The sequence below is a fragment of the Pseudalkalibacillus salsuginis genome, from assembly GCF_021646685.1.
Classification (GTDB): domain Bacteria; phylum Bacillota; class Bacilli; order Bacillales; family Fictibacillaceae; genus Pseudalkalibacillus; species Pseudalkalibacillus salsuginis.
This window is the reverse complement of record NZ_JAKJHW010000001.1, coordinates 12490-30272: the sequence shown is the minus strand read 5'-3', so window position 1 is coordinate 30272 and position 17783 is coordinate 12490. Positions and strand designations below refer to the sequence as shown.

Genomic DNA, 17783 nt, shown 5'->3' with positions numbered 1-17783 from the left:
ATGTTAGATTGTTGAAGGATTTTGCGTACCTGGATCGAATTTTTTATTTGAAAATATGAATTGAAGGAGGAAATGATTTGGGTATTTCTCTGTCAAAAATCACTCCAAACTTGTGGTTTGATCATCAAGCTGAAGAGGCAGCAAACTTTTATGTGTCGATTTTCGATGATTCAAAGATTGTGAATGTGACTCGGTACGGCGAAGAAGGGCCAGGGCCAGAGGGAAGTGTATTGACAGTTACGTTCCTTATTGAGGGTCAATCGTTCGTAGCGTTGAATGGTGGACCCCATTTTACTTTCTCACCTGCCATTTCATTTCTGGTGGATTGTGAGACGCAGGAGGAATTGGATGGTTTATGGGAAAAGCTATCCATTGGTGGGGAAATAGAGCAATGTGGTTGGCTTAGAGACAAGTATGGGGTATCATGGCAAATCGTTCCTACTATTTTGAGAGAAATGTTGAATGACTCTGATCCTGAAAGGTCACAACGGGTCATGAAAGCTATGCTTCAGATGAAGAAAATAAATATAGAAGATTTACAAAAAGCATACGAATCAATGACAAAGACCTGATAACAGCAACAGGCATACATCGTCTATAGCATTAGTTTGACTGTATGGCACATTTCATGAAAATGAGATGTGTCTTTTTTACGAATTTTCTATTTAAATAATTAATCTGAAAAAAGCCTTGTTTCATTGTTACGCATCTGTTAAAATTACAAACAATTAAATTTAAAGGCCACACTTCAAGTACATGTTTCATTGAAGTGATGGTAGAGGCGCGAAAACCATTAGTACTTTGCATGAAGAGGATGGGCTCTGATGATTGTATAGGAAAGGGGAATTCGCCGAAGCCGAAATGTTTACTCAACGAGCATTTGGCTGGACCTGTATTGAACAAGTACAGGGCTGTCATACGACCAGATTCCCTGCTGTCGTATGGAGAACTATCTCACGTAAAGGGATTTAAAGTGTGGCAGACGTTTGAGGATTGACTCTCAAGTCTGACGATTTGTTTATTTAGTTCAACCATTTATCAATGGTTTGAAAAAACGTCCGTCACACTTTTTGTGAGTCAATCCTTTTATACACTATAAGAAAGCATAAGTGTAACTATGGCTCAGCCGTTGCCACAGGCCTGGCTTTGCCAAGTTTTCTTTATCTTTTTCAAACGAAAGGAATGTAAAGATGGGATTAATTGTACAAAAATTTGGTGGTACATCTGTAGGATCAATTGAACGGATTCAAAATGTTGCTGATCGGGTCATCGAAACTTACAAACAGGGTAAGGATGTCGTTGTCGTCGTTTCAGCAATGGGGATAAGCACTGATCATTTGATTCAAATGGCGAACGATATTTCAGAGAATCCCTCAAAAAGAGAACTTGATATGCTTGTCTCGACTGGAGAGCAGGTTTCGATGTCATTGTTAGCAATGGCATTACAAGAGAAAGGGTATCAATCTATCTCATTGACAGGGTGGCAAGCTGGGATCAAAACGGAAAACGCTTATGGGAACGCAAGGATTCTTGATATTGATATAAAGCGAGTCAATGGACACTTGGCAAATGGAAACATTGTCATTGTCGCTGGCTTCCAGGGTCTGACGGATGACGATGAAATAGCCACCCTTGGCAGAGGAGGCTCCGATACGACTGCAGTAGCATTGGCTGCTTCTTTAAAAGCTGAAAAATGCGAGATTTATACAGATGTCACGGGTGTCTATACGACTGATCCAAGAGTGGTGAAAGAAGCAAGAAAGCTGGATTCCATTTCTTATGATGAAATGCTTGAGATGGCGAATCTTGGTGCAGGAGTGCTGCATCCTAGATCAGTGGAATTCGCCAAAAATTACAATGTGAAGTTAGAGGTTCGTTCAAGTATGGAAAAAGAAACCGGAACAATGATAGAGGAGGACGTTTCTATGGAAGGGAATCTTACGGTACGGGGAATTGCATTTGAAGATAATGTGACAAAGGTGACGGTCCATGGATTACAGGATGATATATCGACCTTATCAACGTTATTTACCATTCTTTCTGATCATAAAATCAATGTAGATATCATCATTCAGAACACAAACGGCAATGAAGCGACGGATATCTCATTCTCATTGGATTCACAAGTATTGAAATACGCATTGGAAGTGTTGAGTAAATATCAGACAGAATTGAATTATGAACATATCAGCTATGAAGGAGATCTTTCGAAGGTGTCGATTGTCGGATCAGGTATGATTTCTAATCCAGGGGTTGCCGCTAAAATGTTCAATATTCTTGCATCAAAGCAAATAAAAGTTAAAATGGTCAGTACATCAGAAATCAAAGTCTCTACCATCGTCGATAACAGTACGATGCTTTCAGCCATTGAGTGTTTGCATGAAGCATTTGAACTAGAAGCGAAACAACCTGTTAACGTATAAAAATAATTTTATTTTCCTTAAAATAGCCCTGTGCATGGGATAAGAGACTGAAATAGATAAATTTTTATAAAAAGATTGTTGACTTTCAATTCTTAACTCGTTAGAATGGGAAACAAATTAAATCTTATCAAGAGTGACGGAGGGACCTGGCCCAATGATGTCCGGCAACCTGCAAGTATGCAAGGTGCTAAATCCAGCAAAATGGATCCCCATTTTGGTAGATAAGGTGAAACAGCGATTAGCCTAAAAGTCTTCCAAATGGAAGACTTTTTTCATTTTTACGGCGCAAGAAAAGGTTTTGTTCAATTTTAATGTTGAAGTATATGCTTTAAGCGAAATTCGTAATATCACTTAAAAGAAAAGGCTGCTGACTAGACAAACTAGAGGCAACTTTAACCTTCGAAAGGGTTAGAGCTGCCTCTTTTTTTCACACAAAGATAGGAGGGGTTAAATTGGAACAAATGATTTCCTACGAAACTTGGACTGACAACAAACTTGAAGTTCCAATCGATCAAGAAACAAAAGGGGCCAGGGAGGTTTTACGGTGGGCGTTTGAGCAGTATCAGGATGACATTATTTATGCATGCAGCTTCGGGGCTGAAGGAATTGTATTGGTGGATCTGATTTCTCAAGTCAATCCATATGCAAAAGTCGTTTTCCTGGATACTGGACTCCACTTCACTGAAACGTATGAGTTGATCGAAAAGGTGAAAGCTCGCTATCCTTACCTGCAAATTGATATGAAACGACCTGAACTGACCTTACAAGAACAATCTGAATTATATGGAGGTAACCTTTGGGAACGTGATCCGAACCAATGCTGTCACATCCGAAAGGTCGTTCCGCTCACCGAGGCTTTATCCGGATACAAAGCTTGGATATCGGGACTTAGAAGGGATCAATCCCCTACACGGAGAGCTACAGAGTTCATCAATAAAGATGATAAATTCCAGTCGATCAAAATATGTCCCTTGATTCATTGGTCCTGGAAAGATGTCTGGCGATACATCAATAACCATGATCTCCCTTACAATATCCTCCACGATAAAGGATATCCAAGCATCGGATGTGAGAAGTGTACGTTGCCGACACAAGATGCAGCTGATTTACGGTCGGGGAGATGGACGAATTTGAAGAAGACCGAATGCGGTCTGCATTTATCATAATGGAGATGGAAATTTGATGATTCTGATTGCATTTTCAGTCGCTTTCTTCTTCGCCATGAATATGGGGGCAAGCGGGGCTGCTGCATCTATGGGTGTCTCTTATGGGTCGGGTGCGGTAAACAAAAAATTCATAGCTTTAGTCATTTGCGGAGCGGGTGTTTTTCTAGGAGCAGTTATTGGTGGGGGTGCAGTCGTTGAAACAATTGGCTCTAGAATCGTCCCTGCTGACACTATCACAATGCATGTCGCTGTCATTATTCTAGCTTCAGCCACCATTTCATTAGGTATCGCAAATCTGATCGGAATTCCGTTGTCAACGAGTGAAGTTACTGTGGGATCGGTCGTAGGCGTAGGACTAGCGTATCAATCACTCTATGTAAAAAGCTTAATGACTGTCGTCCTGTTATGGATCCTGATTCCGATCATTGCATTTCTATTTACAGTGATCATCGGAATAATGATCCGATCCATCCAAAATAGATATAATGCTGTTCTTGAGGGAAGGTGGAAGAAATGGTTGACCGTTCTTTTGGTCCTGACGGGTTTTTTTGAAGCCTTTTCAGCCGGTATGAACAATGTCGGTAATGCAATTGGTCCGTTAGTCGGAGCTGGGATGATCTCCAGTTCTTTTGGGACATTGATCGGTGGAGGATTCATCGCCCTTGGAGCAATCCTTTTTGGAGGCAAGGTATTGGAGACAAACGGAAAACGTATTACGAAATTCTCACTGCTTGAAGGGAGTGCTATATCAGGAACAGGTGCAACATTAGTCACCATTTCGTCCATTTTCGGAATACCTGTTCCACTGACACAAATCACAACTTCAGCGATTATCGGAATTGGGACAGTTAAGAATGGTCTCTCTTTTCTCCAGAAGAACATCATTTTACAAATGGTCAAAGTTTGGGTCGTCTCGCCAGTATTCTCACTAGTCATATCATACGGGATGGTCAAGGTTTTATTGGATAGTGATTTTTACACACTCAGTGTCATCGGGAGTGTATTCATTGCAACAGCCGGTTCACTAAGTCTGATCAAAACAATCAGAGCAGAGAAACGTACCATACATGAACAAGGAGGAATTTAACATGAGCACAAGCATTCCACATGGAGGGAAATTGATCAATCGTATCGATCCATACTTTGATTACGAGCCGTTGGAAAAAGAAATCGAATTGGATGCAACCGCACTCAGTGATCTTGAGTTGATTGGGACCGGTGCATACAGCCCACTTGAAGGGTTTTTAGGAGAAGATGATTACGAAAGTGTTGTCAATGATTTGAGACTTGACAATGGACTGCCTTGGAGCATTCCAATCACCCTGCCGGTGACAGAAGAGAAAGCTTTACAAATCCAAATCGGTGATCAGGTCAAGCTTGTGAAAGAGAGAAAAGTATATGGAGTGATCACCGTCCGTGAAAAGTACGTTCCGGATAAACTACGAGAGGCACTTCACGTCTACAAAACAGCTGAAACTGCCCATCCTGGCGTAAAAAAGTTACTTGAACGGCCTGATGTATACATCGGCGGACCGATTCATCTCATCAATCGACCAGTCAAAGATCGATTCACAGATTATTATCTCGATCCAGAGCAAACACGCGTACAATTTGAAGAACTTGGCTGGAAGACGGTGGTCGGTTTCCAAACCCGGAATCCTGTCCATCGTGCACATGAATACATTCAGAAATCTGCTCTAGAAATTGTGGATGGCTTATTTCTGAATCCGCTCGTCGGTGAAACGAAAGCGGATGATATCCCTGCCGATGTCAGATTGGAAAGCTATGAGGTGCTTCTCAAAAATTACTATCCAAAAGATCGTGTGTTTTTAGCAGTATTTCCAGCTGCTATGCGTTACGCAGGACCGAGGGAAGCGATATTCCATGCCATCGTCCGGAAGAATTTCGGCTGCACTCATTTCATTGTCGGAAGGGATCATGCTGGCGTAGGGAATTATTACGGAACCTACGATGCACAAAGGATATTTAGTCATTTTACGAAAGAAGAGTTAGGAATTGAAACATTATTTTTCGAACACAGCTTTTATTGTACAAAATGCGAAAATATGGCTTCGACCAAAACATGTCCACATGACAAGCAGTATCATGTCGTGTTGTCTGGTACGAAGGTGAGGGAGCTTCTACGAAATGGATCGACCCCACCAAGTACGTTCAGCCGCCCAGAAGTGGCCGAAGTCTTGATAAAAGGATTGAAACGAGAACCGGTAACAACTTGAACAACTGAAGGAGTGAGATAAGTGGCAATTCAAAATATCACATGGCACGAAGCGGCTGTATCGAAAAGCGAACGACGCCGTTTAAATAAACAAACAAGCAGTATCATCTGGTTTACAGGTCTTTCAGGATCCGGGAAGTCAACATTGGCAAACGCTGTCGATCGAAAGCTACATGATCTAGGGTTGAGAAGTTACGTACTGGATGGGGATAACATCCGCCATGGTTTGAACCAAGGACTCGGTTTTTCAGTAGAGGACAGGCAAGAAAACATCAGGCGAATCGGTGAGGTTGCGAAATTATTTGTCGATAGTGGTCAATTCGCCATCACCGCTTTCATTTCCCCATTTAAGGATGACCGGAACCGGGTGCGGAAGATGGTTGAAGCCGATGAATTCATCGAAGTTTATGTGAAATGTCCATTGGCTGAGTGCGAAACACGTGATCCGAAGGGATTGTATGAAAAGGCACGCAAAGGGGAGATACCTGATTTTACCGGCGTAAGTTCGCCTTATGAAGAACCCGAGTCACCAGAACTGGTCATTGAAACAAACAACTTTTCAGTTGAGGAATGTGCCGATCAAATGATCACGTATTTAAAAGAAAAGAACCTATTTTAAGAGGAGGATGTTCCATTGGCATATGAAAAAATCTGGGCAGACAATGAAAAGCTGAATAAAACCGAATTGAAAAAGCTTGAGAAAGACGGACTTGAAATCTTTAAGGATATCCCATATTACGCTGAAAATGGGTTCGAATCGATTCCTAAAGAAGAGTGGGATTCATTCAAATGGGCAGGCCTGTATCTACAACGGCCGAAAGAGGATGGTTATTTCATGATGCGGGTCAATGTCCCATCAGGTGTACTGAATTACGAACAAACAGAAGCCCTGGCATCGATTTGTAAAGACTATGGCCGCGGGGTATTCGATGTCACGACACGCCAGGCGATCCAGTTTCACTGGCTGGAAATCGAGAACATCCCGGATATTTTCAACTGTCTACAGCGGGCAGGTCTTTCTTCTGCCGGAGCTTGCGGGGATATCACGCGTAATATCGTCGGAAATCCGCTGGCTGGAATAGATCCGAATGAATTGTTCGATACAGAACCGATTGTAAGAGACATTTTTCAGTATTTCCAACATAATCAGGATTTCTCGAACTTGCCGCGTAAATACAAGATTTCGATCAGTACGAACATCCATAATGCATCCAATGCAGAAATCAATTGCCTGTCCTTTACCCCAGCTGTTAAAGAAATAGATGGCGAAGATGTCCATGGATTTCATGTAAAGGTAGGCGGAGGGCTCGCGGCGAGGCCTTATCTTGCAGAAACATTAGATGTCTTCATACAGCCGGAACAAGTCAAGGAGACCGCGATTGCTATCACAACAATCTTCAGGGACTTCGGCTATAGGGAGAAACGTCATCGCGCTCGCCTTAAATTCCTTATCGCAGATTGGGGTCCTGAACAATTCAAAGAAAAACTAGTTGAACTAACCGGTCCGTTACCTTCAAAAGGAGAGGACGTCCAAAAAGATTGGAACGCTGGATACTTTTATGGTGTGCACAAACAAAAACAGGATGGGTTGAACTATATCGGATTCAACGTTCCAGTCGGCCGACTGGATGCAGATGAGGTATTTGAAATCGCTGAAATATCAAAACAATATGGAAATGGCGAAATCCGGACTTGTAATTCCCAAAATATCATTATCCCGAACATTCCAGATGAGAAAGTCGATGCTCTCTTGCAAGAAAAGATATTTGAGAGGATTACGATCGAACCGAAACGCTTCATTGCCTATTCCGTTTCGTGCACGGGGATTGAATTTTGTAACCTTGCTTTAGTAGAAACCAAAGAGCGGATGCGTCGGATAGCTGAATACCTCGATGAACAGGTGAGGTTGGATGTGCCGGTAAGGCTTCATATGGTTGGATGTCCGAATTCCTGTGGCCAACGGCAAATCGCTGATATCGGATTGCAAGGGATCAAAATGAAATCGAAGGAAAAAGGCATGATCGAGGCATTTGAAATCTATGTCGGTGGGACATTGAATGATGGCGGGAAATTTAATGATAAATTGAAAGGCAAGATTGATGGCGAACATCTTCCTGTTGTTCTAAAGGAGTTCCTTCTCTATTTTAAAGAAGCGAAGATTCCTGGGGAGCCGTTCTATGATTTCGTCGGCCGCCAAGGAATAGAGCTGCTCCAGGAAGAATTGGATCGTATTTTAGGAAATGTAACCGAGAATGTTTCATGATAGATAGGAGGACTGATGAATGGACTTATACCGATTTGAAGTATCGTCGAACGGGAATGTGATTCCAGTCATCATCGCAGCAGAAAATGATGAGGCGGCATTCCGTCTTGTGGAAGTCGAACTTGAAAAATATTTTTTGAGTTTACCTGAAATAGACGATATTTCGCTATATGAGAAGAAGAAAATTCGTAGAGGGAACGGGTTTGTGCTTTATGGACAAGAAACGATTCTGACAGGCAGTTGAACAAGAGAAGGAGAGGATGAAATGGGTAAAGTCTATCTAGTGGGAGCTGGTCCAGGGGATCCTGGATTGATTACAGTCAAAGGAAAGAAGTGTATTGAAGAAGCAGATGTCATCCTTTACGATCGCTTGATCAACAAAGAACTATTAAATTATGCAAAAAATGATGCAGAATTAATCTATTGCGGAAAACTTCCAGATTATCACCTCATGAAACAGGAAACGATCAATCATTTTCTCGTCAAAAACGCGAAAAAAGGCAAATTGGTCACAAGGTTAAAAGGCGGCGATCCATTCGTGTATGGCAGAGGTGGAGAAGAAGCAGAAGAATTAGCGAAGCATGGGGTCGAGTTTGAAATCGTTCCTGGGATCACCTCAGGAATCGCAGCTCCTGCCTATGCAGGTATCCCTGTCACACACCGGGAACATAGCTCGACATTCGCATTTGTGACTGGCCATCGACGAAAAGATAAAGAAGAGGATGACCTCCGTTGGGAAAGCCTTGCAAAAGGGATCGATACACTTGCCATTTATATGGGCGTAAAGAACCTACCCTACATCTGTCAACAGCTTTTAAAGCATGGTCGCCCTGCTTCAACACCTGTCGCTCTAGTGCATTGGGGCACAATTGAGGAACAACAGACCGTAACAGGAACATTAAACTCCATTGTCGAGATCGTTGAGAAGAGTGAAATCAAAAACCCAAGCATGATCATTGTCGGTGAGGTCGTCCGCTTGCGGGACAAAATCAACTGGTTTGAACAAACGATCCATTCAGAAAATGAATTAGAGACTCTCGCTTTTTGAAGATGGAGGGAAGAAATGCAAGCGATCCTATATATCGGACATGGCAGCAGAATAGAGGAAGCAAGGAACCAGGCCGCTCGATTCATGGAACTAAGTATGGAACACGAATTAGCACAAATCCAGGAAATCAGTTTTCTGGAATTGGCACACCCGACGATTGAAGAAGGATTCCAACGATGTATTGAACGCGGGGCTACTCAGATTGCGGTTGTCCCAGTCCTGCTGCTCACCGCAGGACATGCAAAAACAGATATCCCTCTGGAGCTGGAACGATTGCAAAAGAGATGGCGGGGTATCCATATCACCTACGGCCGTCCATTCGGTGTTCATTCAGGGATCATCGATGTTTTGATCGAACGGATTCATGAGCAGCGTCAGCCGGTTGATGATGCGATGGTCCTTCTAGTCGGAAGAGGCAGCAGTGATCCGGACGTAAAAAGGGATTTACGGGAAATTGCCGATTTGTTGCAAGATAGATTTCCATTCAAACGAGTCGATATATCATTCTTGACCGCAACAGAACCCAGTTTTGAAGAAGGACTGGAGCTAGCTAGACAATCCGGTCATAGGCAAGTGTTTGTGGTACCCTATCTGTTATTTACTGGAATCTTGATGAAAAGTATGGAAAAGACGATTCGAAATCTGACACCGGTTAATCAGGAATTCATTTTGTGCAAGTATCTCGGTTATCACCCTAATCTCCAGAAAGTAGTCTATGAACGAACACTTGAAGCATTAGGAGTGGAAGGACGAACCTTAACTGAACCTTGCTATACGTATAAAAATGAAACCTTGAAAAAGCACAATCTTGAGTATCGGACAAAAGCATAGCGTACATCGAAGAGGGCTGATCTGTTTTGGATCAGCCACTTTTAAGAGGAGAAGAAAGGATAAAAAATTTTGGTTGCGGTGAAGAATTGTCCAGCTCCACCGCCCAACCACTTGGATCACTTCAGTCCTCCTGCGGCGGAGACACATTGATTTTAGGGCGAAGTGTTTACCCACGCAGAACCGAACTTTGTTTGGTTCGAGCCTCCTCGTCGGACTTCCAGTGACCTTCGTGGTTAACCAGGGCGTTTTCGCTTTTCTTATTACATAGGCTTAATGCTTGAATTTGCTTAAGGGAAGCTCGTGACACACCGTCGGGAAGAACGGACAGTCCGGACCCTTTAGTGGGGAACAAGCAAGGGTGTTTGGGCAATGAAGTATAACATATCCTTACTTTTTGGTATGACACTAGTAAAATAGCACTTCTTTTTAATCAGGATGAATGGTTCATACAATTCTATGTATAAAAATACTAAACTAGTATGTAATACTAGTTTAACCATAGGGAGGAATATGATGAAACATTCATTGTTATCAGGAATTGCTGCAATTAGTTTATTAGCTGCTCCTTTAACAGGTACAGCAGAAACAACCAAGTGGCATAACGTCAATGTAAATGAGACGAACCAAGAGGAGGACGGCAGTCTATTTAATAGTGAAAACTATGATTTCATAAAATATTCGAAGGTAGACGAAAAACTAGAAGAGATTGCCCGAAATAGCAATCGGATCTCCATTGAAACGCCTTCCCAGTCCTCTCAGGGACATGACCTGTATGTTGTAACCATTTCTGATCCTTCAACTAAAGGAAAATACGGATACCAAAAAGGGTTAAGGCAGAAAATGTTCAAAAACCCTGAAAAGGCTGAAAAATTCATCGAAAAACATCCCGACTTCAAAGTTCCAGTCATGATCAACGGTTCGATACATGGCACAGAATTTGTCGGGACGGATGCTACCCTTCAATTGATTGAACGCTTTGCCACTGGAAAGGATGACAAAACGAAACAAATTCTTGAAAACCACATTCTCGTTTTCAATGTGGTCGCAAATCCAGATGGGCGGATCGACGCCACACGTTTCAATGGGAATGGTATTGACTTGAATCGTGATTTCATTACCCAATCTCAGGTAGAAACCAAACATACCGTCAATTTGATCAAAGAATGGAATCCAATGATATTCCTTGACCTTCATGGTTATGTCAAGTCCTACGGTGGCCAGGATCATCCTGGATTGATTGAGCCATGTACGCCGCCGCATAACCCGAACTATGAATATGACCTATATTCCAAATGGGCACTCGATCAGGCAGAAGCAATGGAAGGAAATATCGTTGACCACCGTGAAGAATATGAAAATACGAATACAGAAACATCAAACGTCGACTATCAGAACATGACCGGCACCTATATTCCTCAGCGTGATGATGAAGCAGGATGGGATGACTATCCTCCAATTTTTACACCCATGTATGCCATGTATCATGGAGCTTACGGTTATACCTTGGAAGCTCCAACAAACGATTGGGATGGCGTTAAATGGCACTATGATGCTGTTATAGGAGCCCTCGAATTTTCGAATAAAAATAAGACAGACATGATCAAGGATCAGATCGAAGTGTTTAAACGGGGAATTCAATTCGACCATCCTTATCATTCGGAAGGATTTTTCCCGAAAGCGTATATTTTACCTGTGGATGAAACCGATCCGACCGCTACCGAGAAAGCTGTTGAACATTTGAAGTTCAATGACATATCCGTATCAGAGGCAAATAAAGATTTTGAATATGATGGAAAAACCTATCCTGCTGGAACCTACATCGTAGATATGAGCCAGGCAAAAGCAGGGCTTGCCAACACGATGCTTTGGGACGGTGAGGATATTACCGACATCACACCGTATATGTATGATATTTCTGCATGGAGTCTGCCAGAATTATGGGGCTTCGAAGCAGTGGAAGTAGATGCTGAAAGTGACTTTGAAGCAAAAACAACCGAAGTGAAAAAGGTTTCTACTGATGATGGAGAGTTGATAGGAGAAGGACCATACCAAATTCCGAACTCTTCAGTTAAAGCCGTTAGTCTTATCAATTCACTGATGGAAAAAGGATATGAAGTGAATTGGGGAGACAATGGTCATTTTTATTTAAATGCTGAACCAGGTCCTGAACTGAAAAAGCTCGTTAAAGAGTCAGGAATCAATGTAGCTACAAAAAACCCAGATGCTGTACAAAAACTGGACCCTCAGAAAGTGACGATTCTAAAAGACGGCGGAATGAATAAAGGACAGTCTCATGCAGGTACATTATTGGCATTACAACGGTTAGGCTTTGATGTCGATGAGGTCACACCGAAACAACTTGCTGAAGACGGGCTTGAAGAAACGGATGTGTTCATCTATAGCGGAACCTCACGTTTAATCTCTTACAACCATTCACGAGCAAACGCTGAATTCGGTTTGGAAAATAAAAGCCAATTTGATCAGTTTAAACAAAACGTCCTGTCATTTGTGGAAAACGGAGGAAAATATATCGCCATAGGTGCTGGGGCATCTGATGCAGCCAAACAGCTTGGTTTGACAGATGTAACGGTCAACAAGGGGGGCTCTAATAGTAACGGGATCGTCAAGGTAGATTATGACAGATCGAATTTGACTTCAGGCTACAAATCAACAGATTATGGTTTTGTTTATCAACCTGTTTGGTATACGGAGACTGATGGAGTCAACATTCATGCGTCATTTGATGATAGCGAAGATTTCTTTGTCGCTGGTCATTGGAAAAACCGTGATGGAGCCGAAGGCAAGCCGGTCATTGTAAAAGAAAAGGGTGTGGATGTAACATTGATCGGAATCGAAGCGGGATTCCGTGATCACCCTGATTACCTATATCGTCTACTATCAAATTCCATATTCAGTGAGTAAAATTATATATAACAGATCAGGATACAGGAGCTGACAGGAGGTCGGCTCCTTTTCTCAATAAATCTGGATTGTCTGGTTATAAGGTTGAAATGTATGATCCTTCCATCTTAAGTAGGTGATCAACTGACCAAGCCCGTCTGCATTGTACAAACCGATGATCCGTTGATAGGCCAACAGATCGTATACACCCTTCCCCTGAAAATCAATTGGGTATAAGCCGCCAAGGGCGTTGACTGAACCTCCTACAGGTTTCTTTAATTCCCCATTTTGATCATATAAACCTGCTAAATATTCCGCTCCTTTATATTGGATATCGATGATGAATGAATTTCCGGTTTCCAACGCAGTTACCTTTACCTTAAAACCATCAAGATACTCAATTTTATAATGGTATAAGTTATTGAATACCTCATAATCGAAGAGGACGTTTAGGCTATTATGCACGAAAGAATAGACATAATTATAAGTGTATCCTCCAGATCCTCCAGAAAACATACTGACTAAAATATCGTTGATTTTATCCCATTGATATCCCCTAAAAATAAAGAAGGACGATATCCCATCGACGTCTTTAAACGGAAGTTATAAATCCTCCCGCTGTGTCCATCTTGTATCCATAAAGTGATATTCTCTCGAAAAGGGCTATCAGGAAATGGAAGTGTTCCAGTCAAAAAAACGACATCCTGGATTCCATCCCCGTTCACATCACCAGTGTTACGATCCAATAATTTTACAGGCATAACCATTCCCCCGGTTATATAGGCTCTTTTACCTTATGTTAAAAGGCTTGAACGAGTGATTCCTAAAACAGGCTAGTTGACGCATATTATTCAAAATCTCGAAAACAATAGGAAAGATAAGGAGGTTTTGGAAATGGGCAAAGAACATTTTGTTGCTGTACGTAAAGATGAAAATGGTAAGATACAAATGTTTCAGACTAACTCTGGGCGTGAACTATCATACTCTGACGCAATCAGAGAGGTAGATAATGAGACGATCGAAGGTGTAAACGTTGTTCGGGAAGAGGACGGGGAGACTTATATCCGTTCCAATCCAGATAACCGCCGGGATAATAACTTAGATGGTCTGCCTATTTTTTGAAAAGCTGGGAGCACCAGCTTTTTTTACTGGACAAAATAAAAATAAGGTTTTTTCACCTTTTGAGCAAAAAGTTTTGCATCATAAAATAATCATGGTATTATCACTATGTAAAAAGGAGTTACTAAATAAAAGTAACTAAACTATATTGGGAGGTAAGAAAATGGCAGAAGTACTTTACATTACAGCAAATCCAAAAACTGCGGGGGAATCACTTGGCCTGGCAGTAGGAGAAGAGTTCATCGAAGCTTATCGGGAGGCAAATCCTGACGATGAAGTTACTCGCTTAAATTTATATGAATATGACCTTCCTTACATCGATACCGATGTTTTCAATGGTTGGGGTAAGCTTCAGCAAGGAAATGCATTTGATCAGTTAAGTTCAGATGAACAGGATAAGGTAAGAAGAATCAATGTTCTTACCGAACAGTTCAAAAAAGCAGACAAATATGTTTTCGTCACACCTCTCTGGAACTTCAGTGTCCCGCCAAAAATGAAAGCTTATATTGACTGTATAGCGATCGCTGGATCGACTTTCAAATATACCGAGGATGGTCCTGTCGGATTGTTGGACGATAAAAAAGCGCTACATATACAGGCGCGTGGTGGGGTTTACTCGGAAGGTCCTGCAGCAGAACTGGAAATGGGAGATCGCTATATCCGTAATGTAATGAGTTTCCTTGGAGTTCAAGAGATGGAATCGATCATCATGGAAGGACATGCGGCAATGCCGGATAGAGCAGAAGATATCAAATCAAAAGCGATTGAAGAAGCAAAGCAATTCGCCTCAAAATTCTAATATAAAGGGACTGACACTTTTGTCAGTCCCTTTATTCGTCATGAGGTCTAAAAGGAACTTGATCCAGTGGAATAACCATTGAGTAGTCATAAGAAAAAGATTCTGAGTGCACTGCTCCATTTTGGTAATCCAGTACAGAATCGTTCATCTTATTGTCATTCTTCACGTTTTCAAAAATGGGTACATCATGATACGGTATATCTTTTCTGTGTTCATACATTAGAACAACCCCTATTGTTTATTGGTAAATAGTTCATTCGATGGAGTACCATCATCCTCCTTTAGATTATGATAAAAAGTAATCATTATTCATTAAGCATTTCATCTCTATCAACTTGACATCCGTGTTAAGATATCCTGAGAAACGTTGATGAGGGATGATTGAATGCCACAATTTTTATTTAAAGTTCTAGAGGTTAAGACGTTGAAGGATGGAGTAGAAAATACTGAACTTACTAATAAGATAGCAATTGTCAACGCCGAAGTGCTTGATAAAGAGTCTGGCAAAACGATCTATACGGGAAATTTCAATGTGAAGTTCAATAAAGATGGTGTCTATCCCGCTATAAAAATGATCAATGCGATCGATGCACTTAAATATATAAAAACAGAGCTGATTTTCCGATCAAAACGGTATATCAAACGGTTAAGGAAGTGGCTTTAATTTAATAGGTAGATATAGACTTACTGCTTTTTATCGCGGTAGGTCTTTTTTATTATTTTAAGGGTCTTATAGGATATACAACCACCGGCATGGTAACAAAAAGTGACGTTTTAAACGGTTCCATTATGCCCCCCAATAGTGATGAGAAAATTCGAAATCTTGACAACCTTATGATATTAAAATACTCTTACCTCATACGTTTTCTTGAAATCAAGAAGGAGGTAATCCAATGGTCAATGTTGCCCTGCTGAGCAAATGGCACGTCCATGCTGACGACTATGCAAAACAAGCACTTGAAAATAAAAACGTTACAATCAAAGTCGTTTGGGATGAGGATCCAGAACGGGGGGAGAAATGGGCAGAGGAACTTGGCGTCCCTTTCATCAGCCACCTAGAAACTGTTCTCGGAGATCCAGAGATTGATGCTGTGGTTGTGGATGCACCCACAAATCTACATAAAGAGATCATATTGTCAGCAGCTAAATACAAAAAACATATCTTCACTGAAAAAGTTCTAGCCTTTACAGTGAAAGACTGTGAAGAAATCTATGAAGTAGTGAAAGAAAATGGGATTCAGCTGATGGTATCCTTGCCACGCCTTTCGAAAGATTATTATTTATATGCTCAAGAGATAGTCGATCAAAATCTATTAGGGAAACTTACAACAATCCGTTGCAGGTTAGCTCATAACGGGGCTGTTCCACTTGAAGGAAAGGCAACGGGATGGCTTCCTGATCACTTTTTCAATAAAGAGGAATGTGGCGGGGGAGCGTTGATTGATCTTGGTGCGCATCCGATTTATCTGACTAACCGTATCGCTGGGCCTGCAGCAGCTGTAACCGCTCGCCTTCAAAATACATTGGGATATGAGGTTGATGATAATGCCGTTGCCATAGTCGAATATGAATCCGGAGCTCTTGGCATCATTGAAGCAGCCTTTGTCTCCAGCGGTAGTCCATTCCAACTTGAGCTATATGGAACCGATGGAACATTGTTGATTGAGGATAATCAAACCAGGCTGAAAAGTAAAAGGCTGGGTGAAGAGTGGGTTATCCCTGATGCACTCCCTGAATCCCATCCATGTCCTTTCAACCAATGGATAGGTAAAATTCTGGATAATGAACCCACATCCATTTCAGAAGCAGACGTGATAGGGCTTGCATTGATCAACGAAGCTTCAAAAATGTCACATGAACAAAGTAGAAGAATCACCATAGCCGAAATCATGAATAAAACTAAGCAACCATAATAGGAGGAGAAAAGGATGGCCAAAAGCTTGAAAGTTGGGATCATCGGGGCTGGTGCAATCGCAAGAGATGTACACATCCCCAATTATATGAAATGCGGTGACAAGGTCGAGATAGTAGCAGTAAGTGATGTGGTCAAGGAGAAAGCAAGCGAGCTGGCGACAGAAGTCAATGCACCTCATGCGTTTTCCACTTATCATGAAATGTTCGATTCAGTCGAAATTGATGCGGTCAGTATTTGTACACCGAATAAGTTCCATCATCCTGCCACGATTGCTGCGCTTGATGCTGGTTGTCATGTTTTATGTGAAAAGCCGCCAGCAATGACTGTACAAGAAGCAGTTGAAATGGCTGAAACTGCAAATAAACAAGGAAAAATTTTAACCTACGGCTTTCATTTCCGCCATGCTCCGGAGGTCGAAGCTTTGAAACGTTTCATTGATAATGATGACTTAGGTGCCATTTACGCTGCTCGTGTAACAGCAATGCGACGACGTGGTATCCCAGGATGGGGTGTTTTTACCAACAAGGAACTCCAGGGTGGCGGCCCTTTGATTGATATCGGTGTTCATATGCTGGATACCGCTTTGTATTTGATGGGTTACCCTGAACCGGACACTGTTTTTGGGGTTACGTATCAAAAGATTGGAAAGCGGAAAGGTGTCGGACTGATGGGTCAATGGGATTGGGAGAACTTCACCATTGAAGATATGGCCCGAGGTATGATTACGTTTAAAAATGGTGCTTCCATTCTCTTGGATTCAGCGTTCGCTGCCAATGTAGAAAAACATGATGAAATGAACGTTTCATTGATGGGGGATCAGGGTGGTGCTGATGTGTTTCCGCTTAAGATCTATCAGGAGAAACATGATGTACTTCTTGATACCACTCCTTCTTTTTTACCTAGGAAAGGCTATCATGAGCTTGAAATCGAGCGGTTCGTCGAGTCATGTCTATCGGGAATACCCCCAATCAGCACTCCTAAGGAAGGTGTGTATTTACAACAGATCATCAATGGACTCTATGAATCAGCGGAAAAAGGGGAAGCAGTAAAGGTTGAACGAGTCCTCTCTGATTGATATTAAA

19 protein-coding genes and 2 riboswitches are annotated in these 17783 nt (G+C 41.8%); of the genes, 16 read left to right on the top strand and 3 right to left on the bottom strand.

All coding sequences use genetic code 11. From position 1 onward, the window contains the following. The first annotated feature begins 77 nt into the window (after positions 1–77). The 11 genes from L1611_RS00160 (at position 78) to L1611_RS00110 (ending at position 12889) form a co-directional block, all read left to right on the top strand. Positions 78–572, top strand: a complete 495-nt coding sequence (locus L1611_RS00160) for a VOC family protein (RefSeq protein WP_236310800.1) — start codon at positions 78–80, stop codon at positions 570–572. A gap of 196 nt (positions 573–768) precedes the next feature. Beyond that, positions 769–960: riboswitch (Lysine riboswitch) on the top strand. Positions 961–1190: 230 nt separating this feature from the next. After that, the gene (locus tag L1611_RS00155) at positions 1191–2423 is read left to right on the top strand and encodes an aspartate kinase (protein ID WP_236310798.1); all 1233 of its coding nucleotides are present in this window, start codon (positions 1191–1193) and stop codon (positions 2421–2423) included. Positions 2424–2544: 121 nt separating this feature from the next. Further along, a riboswitch (SAM riboswitch) is annotated at positions 2545–2651 on the top strand. 233 nt (positions 2652–2884) lie between these two features. Beyond that, positions 2885–3589 (top strand): phosphoadenylyl-sulfate reductase, encoded by a 705-nt coding sequence (locus L1611_RS00150; RefSeq protein ID WP_236312000.1) that lies wholly within the window; start codon positions 2885–2887, stop codon positions 3587–3589. A 16-nt stretch (positions 3590–3605) separates the two neighbouring features. Further along, a complete protein-coding gene (gene cysP, locus L1611_RS00145) occupies positions 3606–4676 on the top strand; it encodes a sulfate permease (RefSeq protein ID WP_236310796.1) in 1071 nt (356 codons plus the stop codon). A 1-nt stretch (position 4677) separates the two neighbouring features. After that, positions 4678–5826, top strand: a complete 1149-nt coding sequence (gene sat / locus L1611_RS00140; protein WP_236310794.1) for a sulfate adenylyltransferase — start codon at positions 4678–4680, stop codon at positions 5824–5826. 21 nt (positions 5827–5847) lie between these two features. Beyond that, positions 5848–6444: an adenylyl-sulfate kinase gene (gene cysC, locus L1611_RS00135; RefSeq protein ID WP_236310792.1), complete on the top strand. Its 597-nt coding sequence runs from the start codon at positions 5848–5850 to the stop codon at positions 6442–6444. A gap of 15 nt (positions 6445–6459) precedes the next feature. Next, positions 6460–8088: a nitrite/sulfite reductase gene (locus L1611_RS00130; protein WP_236310790.1), complete on the top strand. Its 1629-nt coding sequence runs from the start codon at positions 6460–6462 to the stop codon at positions 8086–8088. 19 nt (positions 8089–8107) lie between these two features. Continuing rightward, on the top strand, positions 8108–8332 hold the full coding sequence (locus L1611_RS00125; protein ID WP_225063960.1) for a DUF3906 family protein: 225 nt from the start codon (positions 8108–8110) through the stop codon (positions 8330–8332). 21 nt (positions 8333–8353) lie between these two features. Then, on the top strand, positions 8354–9136 hold the full coding sequence (gene cobA, locus L1611_RS00120) for a uroporphyrinogen-III C-methyltransferase (protein WP_236310788.1): 783 nt from the start codon (positions 8354–8356) through the stop codon (positions 9134–9136). A gap of 15 nt (positions 9137–9151) precedes the next feature. Beyond that, positions 9152–9967: a sirohydrochlorin chelatase gene (locus tag L1611_RS00115; protein WP_236310786.1), complete on the top strand. Its 816-nt coding sequence runs from the start codon at positions 9152–9154 to the stop codon at positions 9965–9967. A gap of 513 nt (positions 9968–10480) precedes the next feature. Next, positions 10481–12889: a M14 family zinc carboxypeptidase gene (locus L1611_RS00110; protein ID WP_236310784.1), complete on the top strand. Its 2409-nt coding sequence runs from the start codon at positions 10481–10483 to the stop codon at positions 12887–12889. A 54-nt stretch (positions 12890–12943) separates the two neighbouring features. Here the strand turns inward: L1611_RS00110 and L1611_RS00105 are convergent, their stop codons facing one another. Both L1611_RS00105 and L1611_RS00100 read right to left on the bottom strand, forming a co-directional pair. Next, a complete protein-coding gene (locus L1611_RS00105) occupies positions 12944–13231 on the bottom strand; it encodes a hypothetical protein (RefSeq protein WP_236310782.1) in 288 nt (95 codons plus the stop codon). Positions 13232–13389: 158 nt separating this feature from the next. After that, positions 13390–13629: a hypothetical protein gene (locus tag L1611_RS00100; RefSeq protein ID WP_236310780.1), complete on the bottom strand. Its 240-nt coding sequence runs from the start codon at positions 13627–13629 to the stop codon at positions 13390–13392. Positions 13630–13762: 133 nt separating this feature from the next. On the opposite strand from L1611_RS00100, the gene L1611_RS00095 reads away from it, so the two are divergent. Both L1611_RS00095 and L1611_RS00090 read left to right on the top strand, forming a co-directional pair. Beyond that, positions 13763–13990, top strand: coding sequence for a DUF3892 domain-containing protein (locus tag L1611_RS00095; protein ID WP_236310777.1), 228 nt, complete (start codon positions 13763–13765; stop codon positions 13988–13990). Between the two features lie 160 nt (positions 13991–14150). Beyond that, entirely contained in the window at positions 14151–14786 is a 636-nt protein-coding gene (locus L1611_RS00090) for an FMN-dependent NADH-azoreductase (protein WP_236310775.1), read from the top strand. A 31-nt stretch (positions 14787–14817) separates the two neighbouring features. On the opposite strand, the gene L1611_RS00085 is transcribed toward L1611_RS00090, so the two are convergent. Next, positions 14818–15006 carry a hypothetical protein gene (locus L1611_RS00085; RefSeq protein WP_236310773.1) on the bottom strand — a complete coding sequence of 63 codons (189 nt, stop codon included), beginning with the start codon at positions 15004–15006 and terminating at the stop codon, positions 14818–14820. Positions 15007–15171: 165 nt separating this feature from the next. Here L1611_RS00085 and L1611_RS00080 point away from each other — a divergent pair, with 165 nt between their 5' ends. From L1611_RS00080 to L1611_RS00070, 3 genes are all read left to right on the top strand, one after another. After that, a complete protein-coding gene (locus tag L1611_RS00080) occupies positions 15172–15450 on the top strand; it encodes a hypothetical protein (RefSeq protein WP_236310770.1) in 279 nt (92 codons plus the stop codon). 229 nt (positions 15451–15679) lie between these two features. Then, a complete protein-coding gene (locus L1611_RS00075; RefSeq protein ID WP_236310769.1) occupies positions 15680–16699 on the top strand; it encodes a Gfo/Idh/MocA family protein in 1020 nt (339 codons plus the stop codon). A 15-nt stretch (positions 16700–16714) separates the two neighbouring features. Continuing rightward, on the top strand, positions 16715–17776 hold the full coding sequence (locus tag L1611_RS00070) for a Gfo/Idh/MocA family protein (protein WP_236310767.1): 1062 nt from the start codon (positions 16715–16717) through the stop codon (positions 17774–17776). Positions 17777–17783 lie beyond the last annotated feature (7 nt).

Excerpts from the sequence above, each read along its gene's own strand:
- cysP (WP_236310796.1), top strand. The coding sequence starts at position 3,606 with ATGATTCTGATTGCATTTTCAGTCGCTTTCTTCTTCGCCATGAATATG.
- L1611_RS00085 (WP_236310773.1), bottom strand. The coding sequence starts at position 15,006 with ATGTATGAACACAGAAAAGATATACCGTATCATGATGTACCCATTTTT.
- L1611_RS00155 (WP_236310798.1), top strand. The coding sequence starts at position 1,191 with ATGGGATTAATTGTACAAAAATTTGGTGGTACATCTGTAGGATCAATT.
- L1611_RS00070 (WP_236310767.1), top strand. The coding sequence starts at position 16,715 with ATGGCCAAAAGCTTGAAAGTTGGGATCATCGGGGCTGGTGCAATCGCA.
- L1611_RS00100 (WP_236310780.1), bottom strand. The coding sequence starts at position 13,629 with ATGCCTGTAAAATTATTGGATCGTAACACTGGTGATGTGAACGGGGAT.
- L1611_RS00090 (WP_236310775.1), top strand. The coding sequence starts at position 14,151 with ATGGCAGAAGTACTTTACATTACAGCAAATCCAAAAACTGCGGGGGAA.
- L1611_RS00095 (WP_236310777.1), top strand. The coding sequence starts at position 13,763 with ATGGGCAAAGAACATTTTGTTGCTGTACGTAAAGATGAAAATGGTAAG.
- L1611_RS00150 (WP_236312000.1), top strand. The coding sequence starts at position 2,885 with ATGATTTCCTACGAAACTTGGACTGACAACAAACTTGAAGTTCCAATC.
- cobA (WP_236310788.1), top strand. The coding sequence starts at position 8,354 with ATGGGTAAAGTCTATCTAGTGGGAGCTGGTCCAGGGGATCCTGGATTG.
- L1611_RS00110 (WP_236310784.1), top strand. The coding sequence starts at position 10,481 with ATGAAACATTCATTGTTATCAGGAATTGCTGCAATTAGTTTATTAGCT.
- L1611_RS00115 (WP_236310786.1), top strand. The coding sequence starts at position 9,152 with ATGCAAGCGATCCTATATATCGGACATGGCAGCAGAATAGAGGAAGCA.
- L1611_RS00125 (WP_225063960.1), top strand. The coding sequence starts at position 8,108 with ATGGACTTATACCGATTTGAAGTATCGTCGAACGGGAATGTGATTCCA.
- sat (WP_236310794.1), top strand. The coding sequence starts at position 4,678 with ATGAGCACAAGCATTCCACATGGAGGGAAATTGATCAATCGTATCGAT.
- L1611_RS00075 (WP_236310769.1), top strand. The coding sequence starts at position 15,680 with ATGGTCAATGTTGCCCTGCTGAGCAAATGGCACGTCCATGCTGACGAC.
- L1611_RS00080 (WP_236310770.1), top strand. The coding sequence starts at position 15,172 with ATGCCACAATTTTTATTTAAAGTTCTAGAGGTTAAGACGTTGAAGGAT.